12 protein-coding genes are annotated in these 13647 nt (G+C 30.6%); 3 read left to right on the top strand and 9 right to left on the bottom strand.

The features are described 5' to 3' along the window. Nucleotides 1-2 precede the first annotated feature (2 nt). From EV195_RS09240 to EV195_RS09250, 3 genes are all read right to left on the bottom strand, one after another. Nucleotides 3-2738 carry a TonB-dependent receptor gene (locus tag EV195_RS09240; RefSeq protein WP_132794665.1) on the bottom strand — a complete coding sequence of 912 codons (2736 nt, stop codon included), beginning with the start codon at nt 2736-2738 and terminating at the stop codon, nt 3-5. Nucleotides 2739-2742: 4 nt separating this feature from the next. Beyond that, nucleotides 2743-3420 (bottom strand): hypothetical protein, encoded by a 678-nt coding sequence (locus EV195_RS09245; protein WP_132794666.1) that lies wholly within the window; start codon nt 3418-3420, stop codon nt 2743-2745. 202 nt (nt 3421-3622) lie between these two features. Then, complete coding sequence (locus EV195_RS09250) at nt 3623-5086, bottom strand: aminoacyl-histidine dipeptidase (protein WP_132794667.1); 1464 nt, start codon at nt 5084-5086, stop codon at nt 3623-3625. Nucleotides 5087-5177: 91 nt separating this feature from the next. Here EV195_RS09250 and recR point away from each other — a divergent pair, with 91 nt between their 5' ends. Beyond that, on the top strand, nt 5178-5795 hold the full coding sequence (gene recR / locus EV195_RS09255) for a recombination mediator RecR (protein ID WP_132794668.1): 618 nt from the start codon (nt 5178-5180) through the stop codon (nt 5793-5795). Nucleotides 5796-6323: 528 nt separating this feature from the next. Here recR and EV195_RS09260 read toward each other — a convergent pair. The 6 genes from EV195_RS09260 to EV195_RS09285 form a co-directional block, all read right to left on the bottom strand. Then, on the bottom strand, nt 6324-6728 hold the full coding sequence (locus EV195_RS09260; RefSeq protein ID WP_132794669.1) for a lipocalin family protein: 405 nt from the start codon (nt 6726-6728) through the stop codon (nt 6324-6326). A gap of 39 nt (nt 6729-6767) precedes the next feature. Next, nucleotides 6768-7367: a CopD family protein gene (locus EV195_RS09265; protein ID WP_132794670.1), complete on the bottom strand. Its 600-nt coding sequence runs from the start codon at nt 7365-7367 to the stop codon at nt 6768-6770. Between the two features lie 2 nt (nt 7368-7369). Beyond that, nucleotides 7370-8389, bottom strand: coding sequence for a ferrochelatase (gene hemH / locus EV195_RS09270; RefSeq protein WP_132794671.1), 1020 nt, complete (start codon nt 8387-8389; stop codon nt 7370-7372). A 10-nt stretch (nt 8390-8399) separates the two neighbouring features. Further along, nucleotides 8400-8999 (bottom strand): FEKKY domain-containing protein, encoded by a 600-nt coding sequence (locus EV195_RS09275; RefSeq protein ID WP_132794672.1) that lies wholly within the window; start codon nt 8997-8999, stop codon nt 8400-8402. Between the two features lie 130 nt (nt 9000-9129). After that, a complete protein-coding gene (locus EV195_RS09280) occupies nt 9130-9651 on the bottom strand; it encodes a TrmH family RNA methyltransferase (RefSeq protein ID WP_132794673.1) in 522 nt (173 codons plus the stop codon). After that, nucleotides 9652-10533 carry an AraC family transcriptional regulator gene (locus EV195_RS09285; RefSeq protein ID WP_243693096.1) on the bottom strand — a complete coding sequence of 294 codons (882 nt, stop codon included), beginning with the start codon at nt 10531-10533 and terminating at the stop codon, nt 9652-9654. A 215-nt stretch (nt 10534-10748) separates the two neighbouring features. On the opposite strand from EV195_RS09285, the gene hemA reads away from it, so the two are divergent. Further along, entirely contained in the window at nt 10749-12014 is a 1266-nt protein-coding gene (gene hemA, locus EV195_RS09290) for a glutamyl-tRNA reductase (protein WP_394851309.1), read from the top strand. Next, the gene (gene hemC, locus EV195_RS09295; protein WP_132794675.1) at nt 11998-13584 is read left to right on the top strand and encodes a hydroxymethylbilane synthase; all 1587 of its coding nucleotides are present in this window, start codon (nt 11998-12000) and stop codon (nt 13582-13584) included. Before hemA ends, hemC begins: the two co-directional genes overlap by 17 nt. Nucleotides 13585-13647: the final 63 nt, after the last annotated feature.

Consider the following 13647-nt stretch of genomic DNA (forward strand, 5'->3'; position numbering starts at 1 on the left):
ACTTAAAATTTAAAATTATAAGTAATGGTTGGAATCGGCACGGAGAAAATAGAACTCTGATAGGCTTCAACATTACCATCTGCATTAGTCTGGAAAAACACAGAGTAAGGATTGTTTCTTCCTAGTACATTGTAAACCGAGATATTCCAGAAACTATGTGCAAACTTTTTGATTTTATGATTCCCTTCGATATTGATTCCGATATCTAAACGATAATAATCTGGAATTCTAAACTGGTTTCTATTACTGTAAGTTAAAAATTCTGCTCCCTGAAAAATGAATTTACCTGTAGGATAGGTAATAGGTCTTCCTGTTTGATAGGTAAAGTTAGTAGAGAAGCTGTATCTTTCTGTAAACTTGTAATTTAAAACTGCAGTTAAATCATGAGGTTTGTCATAATTTGTAGGGAAAAAGTTTCCATTATTAACTCTCTCTTCGTTAAACTGACTGTCTAATTGAATTAAAGATCTAGAGTAACTATATCCTAACCATCCGTTTAATCTTCCTCTGTTCTTTTTGATAAGGAACTCTGCTCCGTAAGATTTTCCTTTACCTTGCAATACTTCTGTTTCAATGTTTTCGTTCAATAATAAATTAGCTCCAATTTTATAATCTAAAAGGTTTTGATATTCCTTGTAATAGCCTTCTAAACTAATTTCATAATCATTTCCATTGATGTTTTTAAAGGCACCAAAAGATAATTGAGTTCCTTCTTGTGGTTTAATATTAGTGTTCGAAAGTCTCCAAGTATCAATAGGAGTAGCTGTTGTGTTATTGTTTAGTCGGTGAATGTATTGGAAAGATTTATTGAAACTTCCTTTTAATGATAATGAGTTGGTTAAGGCATATCTTCCGGACAAACGATAACTTAATCCATGATATGTTTTAAAAATCTCGTTATTATCATACGATACTGTATTTACAACGGTAGTCTCGTTTTTAGGAGCATTATCTTGATACTCTCTTTGTACTGAAGGTCCAAGAGCTAAGTACTGGTTCAAACGTAAACCAACATTAAAGTTCAGTTTTTTATTGACTGTAATTTCATCTGATATAAAGAGGGCATTTTCTAATGCTTTTTCTTCAGGAATTGTTAAAGGAACAACAGTTGAGTTCTCTCCATTGGGTTTTATAGTACCTGGATTTATATTGTAAAGTTTTGACTCTAAACCATAATCAATTTTATGTGTATCAGAATAATCATATTGCAACTTGATTTTTAAATCGGTTTCGCTGATAGTATAATCTAAGTCAAAACCTTTATTGGTATCATCACTTTCATAGTTAATGTCAAAAGCATATCTACTATGCGAAACAACAATATTTCCTCTGTTTTTATCATTAAAAACATGCTCCCAGTTTAAAGAAGCCATTACATTTCCGTAGTTATTAATTGTGTCAGAAGCAATTTGAAATTGATCTTTACTAAAATAACCTGTAGCTTTTATGGCATTGTTGTCATTTATTTGGTGTTTATATTTAGCTATTAAATCATAAAAAGAAACACTACTATTTTCAATTTGTTTGTTGTTTACCAATCCTAAAATCCAATCAGAATAAGTACTTCGAACACCTAACGTTAATCCAGATTTATCTTTAACAACAGGAATATCAACATTCACGTTTCCTGTTACAGGTCCGATAGAAGCTTCACCTTGAAATTTTTGAGTACTTGGATCTTTAGTTCGTATATCAAATACAGAAGACAATCTTCCTCCATATTCAGAAGGAATATTTCCTGTGTATATTTTTAAATCATTAGTTGTAAATGGATTGATGGCCGAAAATAAACCAAGAAAGTGTGTTGGGTTATAAATAACTCCATTATCAAGTAAAAATAAATTTTGATCTACTTTTCCACCTCTTACATTAACACCTTCAGATCCTTCACCAGTTGATTTTATAGCAGGTAAGGTAATCGCAACTTTTAAAATATCTCGTTCACCTAATACTAAAGGAATCTTCTTAATTTCTTTCGCTTTTATTTGGCTAATTCCTGCAATCGTTTGCCTGATGTTTCTTGTACGATTTGCATTAATAACAACTTCTTCTAATTGCTCTGATTTTTCGTTAATAGAAAAGTTAAGCTTACCATCGCTATATATAATGATGTTCTTATAATCACTATCAAAACCAACAAAAGAAGTTTCTAATTGATTTTCACCAAAAGGGAGATTGATTTTAAAGTACCCCTTATTATCAGTAGTAGCATAAATGTTTTTAGTTCTTTCAAAAATAGTAACGCCCTCAATAGGTTCTCCATTTTTGTCGTTAATTACTCTACCTGATAAGGTGTAAGAGCTTTTTTTATTACTAACTTCTTTCCCTATTTTTATAATGTTGTTTCCTTCTGTATTAACAAGAACTGGAGTGTCGGAAGTATCAGAATTTTCAATATCATCAATTTCATAAACACTTTTCTTAATTAAGTTACCATTGGTAAGTATTATTCTATGATTATCCATTACAAAATAATTGATGGTACTTCCACCAAATAAAGTGTCTAATACATCAGAAATCTTCGCATTGTTAAATGTAAAAGTTACTTTTTCATCAGTTAACCAATCTTTTAAGAAGTAAAAATGATAGTTAGAATTGTTCTCAATAAGTTTAATTACTTCTTCTGTAGTTAAATTATTGGCATTTATAGAAATAGTTTCTTTTTTTTCTTGTGAATTGATGACAGAAAAAAAGAAAATAAATAGGATCGATAGAGTTCTTTGAATAGCTAATTTCATTTGGTTATTCTTGTGATAAAGACGTGATTAGTTTAGCAACAAAAGTTTTATAATCGTTTTTTAATAAAAACGTATTGGATTTGTAAAAGGCTGCTATTTGCTTTTTTTGAGCAGGAAATATTTTGTAGAAATCCCTTTTAGAATCTATAGGATAAAATGAATCTTTAAACAGCAATACATTGTTTTCTTTCTTTCTGAAAGTGTGGTACCTATAGTCTGCATCTCTATTTTCTTTCGCTGTTTTTTGATGCTTTTTTAAAACCGAAAATTGTTCTTTAACTAATAACTCTTCTAAAAAACCGTAGGAATCAGAATAAATAAAACTTGTGTTTTCTATTGAGAATCTTTTAACGAGTGTTTTTTCTGGAACTATAGATATTTGTTGCTCTTGATTGTTAATTTTAACTACGATAAAATCGTCAACCAATTCATATTTCAACTCAATATTTTTGAATTCTTGATTACGATAAAAAACACTTCCTGTTTTAAAGGTATCATCGATGTAGAAATTATGATTGTCTCTAAATTTTTTACGGTATTTCTCTTTGTAGATAACGCCATAACTAAGTTTAGTATTATTAATACCAACTATGTTATCGAATTCAGTAAAAAGTGAATTGTCTTGTCCGAAAGTTATATAACAAGAAAACGCCACTACCAAGGTTGATAGCAATTTTTTCATCAACATTTATGTTTTTAAATTAAACTTGGTAAGGGGTAATAAATATAGAATTTAAATTTTTAGAAAATGTTAAAATCAAGGAATTTGCAAATGTTTTGTGTTTTTGTGAATTTTTAAGCTTTAAGATTGTGTTATGTTTATATTAATAAAAAAAGCCATTCAATTAATTGAATGGCTTTTAAAAAGTAATAGTTAGCTATAACTAGTTTTTACTAGGTATGTTTTTAAGTATTTCTAATAAGTAGTTCCAGAATTTTTGCATTGATGAAATTTGAGCTCTTTCATCTGGACTATGAGCTCCTCTAATATTAGGACCAAAAGAAATCATATCCATGTTAGGGTAATTTTGACCTAAAATTCCACATTCCAAACCAGCATGGCAAGCAGCAACATGAGGTTCAGCATCATTCATTTTCACATATAAGTCTTTTAAAACTTTTAAAATATCTGAGTTCATATTAGGTAACCAACCTGGATAAGCACCCGAAAATTCAACTTCAAATCCAGCTAATTCAAACACTGAACGTAAAGAATTTGCTAAATCCCATTTGTTAGTTTCAGAAGAAGAACGAGTTAAACAACCAATTTTAATAGTTTCGTCTTTAACGATAACACGGGCAATATTATTAGAAGTCTCAACTAAATTTTCAATATCAGGACTCATTCTATAGACACCATTCAAAGCAGCGTAAATGGCTTTAATTAATCCTATTTGAACTCCTAAATCCATTACAGACTCTGGTAAAGAAACTTCTTTTAATTCAATGGTTAAATTTGGTTCTAAAGATGCAAACTCAGATTTAATATCATTAATCAATTCATTTAATTCAAACAAGAAAGGTTCTTTAGAAACTGTATCAATAACAACAGTAGCAAAACTTTCTCTAGGAATTGCATTACGCAAACTACCTCCGTTAATTTCTGAAATACGTAAACCGTAATTAGTAAAACCATCAAATAACAAACGGTTCATTATTTTGTTAGCATTTCCTAATCCTTTATGAATATCCATTCCAGAATGACCTCCGTTTAAACCTGTAACAGAAAGTTCAAAAGCAATTGTGTTATCAGGAGTTTTTTCAGATTCATAAGTTCTCGTTGCAGTAATATCTACACCACCAGCACATCCAATTCCTATTTCATCGTCTTCTTCTGTGTCTAGATTTAATAAAATATCACCAGTCAAAATTCCGCCTTCAAGCCCCATTGCACCCGTCATACCCGTTTCTTCATCAATAGTAAATAAGGCTTCTATAGCAGGATGAGGAATGTCTGTTGAAGATAAAACAGCCATAATAGACGCAACACCTAATCCATTATCGGCTCCTAAAGTAGTTCCTTCTGCTTTAACCCAATCACCATCAATGTACATTTTAATACCTTCAGTATCAAAATCGAAATCAGTATCCGAATTTTTTTGGTGCACCATATCTAAGTGACTTTGCATTACAATGGTTTTTCTATTTTCCATTCCAGCAGTTGCAGGTTTTCGGATAATTACGTTTCCAACGTTATCAACAAAAGTTTCTAAGTTTAAACTTTTTCCGAAGTCAACCATAAACTGAATTACACGTTCTTCTTTTTTTGAAGGACGAGGAACAGCATTTAAATCAGCAAAATGATTCCACACTGATTTTGGCTCTATATTTCTTATTTCTGCGCTCATCTTGTTGTAGTTTATTTGATGAATCAAAGTTAGGATATAAAGAATAAAGAGAAAAGAATTTAGAACAAAGACTTTTACTATTTTTGCAGCAATGGAATTTTCATCAAAATTATTAGAAAATGCGGTAAATGAAGTAAGCAGATTACCGGGAATTGGTAAGCGAACTGCATTACGTTTGGTACTTCATTTATTAAAACAACCTAAAGAGCATACTAAGTTTTTAACCGATGCTTTATCTCAGCTTAGAAGTGATGTGAAGTCATGCAAAAAATGTCATAATATTTCAGATACCATTTTATGTGATATTTGTAGTAACCCTAACAGAAAGGAAGAGATAATTTGTGTAGTAGAAGATATTAGAGACGTGATGGCTATAGAAAACACAGGTCAATTTAGAGGTTTGTATCACGTATTAGGTGGGAAAATTTCGCCGATAGAAGGAGTAGGGCCGCAAAATTTGAATATAGATTCTTTAGTTGAAAAAGTGCAAAATGGAGAAGTTAAGGAGCTAATTTTTGCATTAAGTTCTACAATGGAAGGTGATACAACCAACTTTTATATTTTTAAGCAAATTGAAAAATATAAAGTAATCACATCAACAATTGCGAGAGGAATTTCGGTAGGAGATGAGTTAGAATATGCAGATGAAGTTACCTTGGGTAGAAGTATTATCAACCGTATACCTTTTGAGCAATCAATAAAAGGATAAGTGTTTAGTTATTAACAATTAACATGAGATTGTTTATAAAAAGAAAGACTAAGAAAAGATAAAAGTAACAGCCATAGATAAATAATAAAATTAGTTAATTATCTTTGCTAGTAATTAAAATAAAAAAGTCGATTGCTGGAACAATCGACTTTAAAATGAAGTTTGAGTTTTTGGTTTTACACTAATGGAATGTAAACCAATCCTTTTCTTCTCTATATAATTTAGAGACTTACTTCATTTTGAGTTGAGTATGTTAAACTCATTCTAGAACAGCTAATGAGACTGTCTTTGAACCTCTGTTTGATAATCCAAAGATAGGTCTTATTTGCTGTTACTTAAAGTGTTACTTTTCCACAAAAGCCTTGTAGTTTTAAACAAAATGCGAAATTTCGTAATTTTTAACAAAAAAAAACAACATCTTAACTTGTTGTTTTTCAGATGTTTGCTTTAGTGTTTGTTAGCTAGTAGTGAATTTTACTGAGTTTCTTAATTATAGGTATTTTGTGTTAATACATAAGTTAAACAAAATTATTGCCTAGCCCAAGTATATCTTCCAATAATCATGTCTTGATTGTTATTATCAAAACTTATTGGAGCATCTGTACCTGAAGTATAACCGTGTCTTTTAATATAATAGGTTCCATCGTTATTGTTAGTCCACTCACCATTATGAGAGTTCTGAGAATTTAAAGTACACTGATTATTAACAGTGCTATACTCAGTAAAAGTAAATTTCCCATCACTAGTAAAAACATACTCACTTTGACCAGTACAGGCATTTACATCAAATCCATTATCTTTAGCTAAGTTCCAAGTTCCAATAATTGGTTCTTGATTTTGTGTTGGGTTTTGTGTTCCATCGTCTGAATTATCATCAGAAGAACAAGAAATAAAGGAAAGAATAACGAAAGAAAGTAAAATAAATCGTTTCATAATTAGGGGGATAAAAAATTAAAGTCGAAAGATAGTTATTTAACTTAAATTATTGTCTTCTTCTTTGTTCTTTTCTAATAAAGTTTTTTCGTATGTATCCCAGCTTTTTTTAGCTCTAATTTTTTTATATAATCGAACACTCATCATTAATAAAACAGAGACTAAAATAATACCAACAACACCCCAAATCCAGTTAATGGCATTTTTAAGAACGACTAAAAATACAACAGCAAATAAGATAATGGTGGCAACTTCATTCCAAATTCGAAGTTTTAAAGAACTGTATTTAACTTCATCTCTTTGAAGTTGCTTATACATAGAATGACATTTACCATGGTAAAAATATAAAGCTAACACAAAAGACAATTTCACATGCATCCAAGGCATTTCTAAATAAATGGGATTGTCAATTAACATCCAAAACGCAAAAATACTTGCCAAAATAGCAGAAGGCCATGTAATAATATACCAAAGCCTTTTTTCCATAAGCTTGTATTGAGTTTGTAAAATCTCTTTAGCAGGTTCTTCTTTTTTCTCTGCTTCTGCATGATAAATAAATAAGCGAACGATGTAAAATAGGCCAGCAAACCAAGTTACAACAAAGATGATATGAAGTGATTTAAGGTATAGAAAATCCATGATTAACTTTCTTTAAACTCATTAATCCACTTTGCTAATACAGCCACCCACTCGTCGTTATCATTAATACAAGGAACTGTGTGGAATTCTTCTCCGCCAGCTTCTAAAAATTCTTCTTTTCCTTCCATGGCAATTTCCTCTAGGGTTTCCAAACAATCAGAAACGAAAGCCGGAGTTACTATTGCTAATTTTTTCACACCGTCTTTTTCAGCTTTATTAACTAAAGTTCTATCAGTATAAGGTTGTAACCAAGGATCAACTCCTAAACGAGATTGGAAAGTAGTAGTTACTTTGTCTTCCTCTAAACCTAATTCATTCATAACGTTTTTTGTAGTTTGAAAACATTGATGGCGATAGCAGAATTCATGAGCTTTTGAAGGAGTATTACAACAACTTCCGTCAATTTTACAATGCGATTTTGTTACATCCGATTTACGAATATGGCGTTCAGGAACTCCGTGATATGAGAACATAATATGATCATACTCTTTATCAGATAAATAATCTTTTATACTGTTTGAAAGAGCCTTGATATATTCTGGTTTGTTGTAAAAAGCAGGAACATCCGTTATTTTCATATCTGAAAAGAATTCATTTCGTAATTCTTCTGCTAATACTACAATTGTTTCTGTAGTTGCCATGGCAAATTGTGGGTATAATGGAACCAATAATAAGTCTCTAACACCTTTATCGTATAACTCTTGTAATCCACTTTTTATAGACGGATTACCATAACGCATAGCAAGTCCAACTGGAATATCAGTTTTGTCTTGTACTTTGGCTTGTAATCTTTCAGAAAGAACAATTAAAGGAGAACCTTCGTCCCACCATATTTTTTTATAAGCAGCAGCCGATTTTTTCGGACGAGTATTTAAAATAATCCCTCTAACAATAAACGAACGTAACCAAAAAGGAACGTCTATTACACGTTGATCCATTAAAAACTCGTCTAAATATTTTTTTACATCTTTAGGATCTGTACTGTTAGGAGACCCTAAATTAACTAATAAAACTCCTTTCATTTTTTATTGTTTATTGAATACAAGGTTTGTCGTTAAGAGAAAACTTGCTTTTACCAATGGTGTTTTTGTTTAAATGTTTAATTGATAATTCTTTTTCAAGAACTAAATATTTTAAAGCTCGTTTGTTATAGTTTTTATAACAATCGTAAGTTGCATAATCTTTCCTGTTGACTAAAATATATGTAAAATTATATTTTTGTTGGAATTTAATATCTTCTTCCAACAACTTATCATCTTGATAAACGTATAGTTTGATATCGTTATTTTTCCAGTCTTTACTTGCTGATTTTACTGTTATAGAGCATTTTTCAGTGAATGAAATTGATTTAGGTTTTGCTCTGTTAGTCCAATTATTTTTGTATGTATATGTTTTAACCAGACTATCTCCGATGAAAAAGTTTAAGAGGTATTGTGTTTGGGGTTTCTCAATATTTAATTCAAATAAACCATTTGTATTGATAGTTGTCTTTTCAGAAAAGCCATCTACAGAAACATTTATAATTGGAAATTCTTTTTTGAAGCTGTCAGATGTGTGAAGTTTACCTTTAATAGTATTTTGACTATAAAGATTTAATGTAAAAAACAAAATTGCTAATAATATGTTTTTCATTTTTAATTGTTTATCTAAGTATAACTTGATAAAAAGATTTTTTGATTTCGACTTCGCTCAATCGCCAAATATTATAATTTTCTAACTTCTAACTTCTAACTTCTAACTTCTAACTTCTAACTTCTAACTTCTAACTTCTAACTTCTAACTTCGATTTCATCTGATTTGTCGCTTCGTATAAAGTAATAGCTAAACTGTGAATTACATTCATGCTTGAATTTCTTCCATACATAGGAATAGACACGGTAGCATCAACTAAATCAATATTTTCAATGCCATTTCTTTCACTACCCAAAAGTAACACCAATTTATCATGATTTTTAAAATCAAAATCTTGAATTGTTATACTCTTATCAGTAATTTCAATACCAACTATGGTGTTGCCTTCTTTCTTTAATTGTTCAATTATCGAATTGAAATCGCCATAGGTTTCAGATTCAATCTGATTAAGCGTGTTTCTTGCCGTTTTTTTCACAATTCGATTGTCTAACGAAGGAGAGCTTTCATGAAGGTATATCTTAGAAACTCCAAAACTTTCCGCAATTCTAAAGCACATTCCAATATTTTCGGGTGTTCTAATAGCATCGCAAACAATGCTGATTGGAAACTGTTGAGTATTATTCTCTATTTCGTAATGTGTAAGTTGTTTCATTTAACTGTTTATAGATAAAACATATTGTTTTGGAGTTGTTCCAAACTTCTTTTTAAAAGCAGCAATAAAATGACTTGCGGTACTGTAGCCAACTTGCAGTCCGACTTCATTAACATTGTATTGATTACTTTCTAACAATTTTCGAGCATGTTCCATTTTATAGTCAAATAAAAAGCTGTAAACAGTATCTCCGTAAACTTGTTTAAATCCTTCTTTTAACTTTTTTAAATTCAAACCTGTTTCGTTAGATAATTCTTGAAGGGTAGGAGGTTCTGCCATTCTAGAAATAATAATATCCTTTGCTTTTCTAATTTTAGAAACATCACGTTCATCCACTAAAAAAGGACAATAATCACCTTCAATCGATTCATCTTTTTGAAAATGCAAACTCAATAGTTCGTATATTTTTCCTTTGATATACAAATTGCGAATACTACTATTTACATTGGCGTTTAAAATTTGTTTTAAAACAATTAAAACCGTAGGTTTTATAGTAGCATTATCATAGTATTTCCTATTCTTATTTTCATTACTTAAAAAAGGTATGTAAGCAGCTTCATTAGAAAATAAAGAGTGGAATTTTTTAATTGAAACTAGCAAAGAAACCAATGAGCTTTTTGGTTGTATTTCTAAATTTAAAGGTAAATCTTGTTGAGGATTGTACAGTAAAATTGAATGCTCTTCTAAAACATCAAAAGTGTAACTACCATTATTAAAATGAAACTTAGCATTACCATGAATGCAAAAGTGTAATTGAATAAAAGAGTTATCTATGTCACGTTCAAAACGTTGAGATTCCATGGTATCATTTGAGAACTCTAGCAACAGAAAACCATTTTCAAGATTGGTTTCTAAAAAAGTGCTTCCAGCGATATTTTTCAATTTATATATTGTTTTGTGTTTTGATGTTTTTATTTAGAATTATTCTAGATAAATAACCATGTAATACTTGATTCTAGTACAAAAATAAAGAAAAACAGTGGTTTTTAGAAAAAATGACGAATAAAAACCAAAATCGACATTTTAAGTTCTTCTAGCGATATTTTTATATAACCTATCTTTCTATTTTTGTCGAGGTTTTATGTAAAAAAAGAATATTGGAAGATACTAAGCACAAGAATTTTTACAGTATTGGAGTAAGCTATATAAAAGCTGATGCACAAACGCGTGGTAAGTTTTCATTATCTGCGAATGGTAAAATAGCATTGTTAAACGAAGCAAAAGCAAACGGTTTTGACGGAGTTTTTGTACTGTCTACATGTAATAGAACGGAAATAATTGGTTTTGCAGAACATCCTTTTCAATTAATTAGTATGCTATGTAAGCATTCAAATGGTTCTGTTGAAGAGTTTGCGAAAATATCGTACGTACACAAAAACCAAGAAGCAATTCAGCATTTATTCAATATTGGTACTGGTTTAGATAGTCAAATATTGGGAGATTATGAAATTGTAGGACAGCTTAGAACAGCTTTCAAAATTGCAAAAGAACACGGAACTACAAATGCATATTTAGAACGTTTGCTTAATAATGTAATGCAGGCTAGTAAACGAGTAAAAAATGAAACGAAACTAAGTTCAGGAACAACGTCAGTTTCTTATGCAGCGGTTCAATATTTAATTGAAAATTTAGACGATTACAATTCTAAGAATATATTAGTGTACGGTTTAGGTAAAATGGGAAAACATACCTGTAAAAACTTAGCTGAATACACACGTAATAATCAAGTAACGCTAATAAACCGAACAGAGGAAAAGGTAGATGAGTTTATCAAAGAATACCCTTTTATCAACAAATCTAAAATAGAGAATTTAACAGAAGAAATTGACAATGCAGATGTATTAATCGTTTCTACAGGTGCTTCTGAGGCTACTGTTACTTTAGAAAATATTCCATTAGATCGAAATTTACTGATTTTAGACTTGTCAGTTCCAGCCAACGTTGATCCAAGTATTAAAAACTTAGAAAATGTAAAGTTGGTTAATGTAGATGAATTATCTAAAGTTACTGATGAAACTCTAGCAATTCGTAAACAAGAAATTCCATTTGCAAAGCAAATTATAGAAGAGCATAAACAGGAGTTTAATGATTGGTTAAACCATAGACGTTTTACTCCAGCAATTAATGCGCTAAAAGAGTCTCTTGAAGCAATTCAACGAGACGAAATCAACTTTCATAAAAAGAAAATTAATAATTTTGATGTAGATCAAGCAGAAGCAATTACATCAAGATTCATTCAAAAAATAACTACACAATTTGTAAAGCACTTAAAAACTGAAGAAACTTCAATAAGCCAAAGCATAGAAGTAATGGCAAAGGTGTTTGGCACAAATTTAGAAACAATTGATGCAGAAAATCATTAGAATCGGTACTCGTGATAGCGAGTTAGCTTTATGGCAAGCTAAAAAAGTTCAAAGCTTATTAGAAGAGTTAGAGTACACTACTCAAATAGTTCCAATAAAATCTACAGGAGATATAGTTTTAGACAAACCTTTGTACGAACTAGGTGTTACAGGAATTTTCACTAAGAATTTAGACATTGCAATGTTAAATGGTGATATAGATATCGCAGTCCATTCAATGAAAGACGTCCCTACAGTTTTACCAGAAGGAATTGTTCAAGCTGCTGTTTTAAAGCGCGCTAACTACAATGATATTTTGGTGCTAAAGGATAATGAAGAGTTTATGGCACAACCAGAAGGTGTTATTGCTACTAGTAGTTTACGTAGAAAAGCGCAATGGTTAAATAGATATCCAACTCATAAAGTTGAAGATTTACGAGGTAACGTAAACACTCGTTTACAAAAAGTAATTGATAATGAGTGGAACGGAGCCATTTTTGCTGCTGCTGGATTAGAACGAATAGGGAAAAGACCAAGTGGAGCTGTAAACCTTTCTTGGATGATTCCTGCTCCTGCACAAGGTGCTATTATGATTACTGCATTAGCTGAAGATGATTTTTCTTTAGATGCTTGTAATCAATTAAACGATGTTGATACAGAAACATGTACAACCATAGAGAGAGAGTTCTTAAACCGTTTAGAAGGAGGTTGTACAGCACCAATTGGAGCATTGGCTTATATAAACGAAGTTGATAAAGAGCTTGTTTTTAAAGGAGTTTTATTAAGCAGAGACGGAAAGAAAAAAATAGAGGTTAGTAAGAAAGTTCCTATTGGTAAGCATAAATTTGTAGCTAAAGATTGCGCAAATTATATCATTGAAAAAGGAGGGAAGCTTATCATTATGGAAGATTTAGGAATTGAAAAAGAATTTTCAATTTTTTCTACCAAAAAATTATCTGAAGCGCAAAAGAAATTACTTCCTACAAAAGTACATGTTGAGGATAGTGATTTTATAAAAATTAGATATAACCGTATTGCACCAAAAATTGTTAAAGAAGGAATAGAGAATGTAATTCTTACAAGTAAGAATGGTGTAGAAGCTTTGTTGAATAATTTCTCTTCTGATGAATTACAGTTTAAGAATATTTACTGTGTTGGAAGAAGAACAAAAAAATTAATTGAACAGAAGATAGGTAAGGTTGCTCACTCAGAACGAAATGCAGATAGACTAGCGAAGTACTTAGCCAATGAGATTAAAGGTAAAGAAGTAACCTATTTTTGTAGTGATTTACGTTTAGATACTTTGCCAACCAAATTATCAGAAAGTAACATCATAGTTCATGAGATTGAAGCATACAAAACAATGTATAGTCCTGCAAAAGTGGATGATAAAGTAAACGGAGTTTTATTCTACAGCCCATCTACAGTTGAGAGTTATATGCAAGAGAATGAAGCTGATAAATTAGCATTTTGTATTGGTGAGACTACAGCAAAAGAAGCGGCTAAGTATTTCAAAGAAGTAAAAACAGCCAAATTACCTACCGTAGAAAGTGTTATCGAGTTGGTAAATACACATTTTGTAAAAGAGTAATATAATACACCTCGAGTACAGTTAAGAGGTTTTAAGAATTGGTCTTGACTGCGCTCGAAGAGA

Source organism: Tenacibaculum skagerrakense (genome assembly GCF_004345825.1).
GTDB classification, from domain to species: domain Bacteria; phylum Bacteroidota; class Bacteroidia; order Flavobacteriales; family Flavobacteriaceae; genus Polaribacter; species Polaribacter skagerrakensis.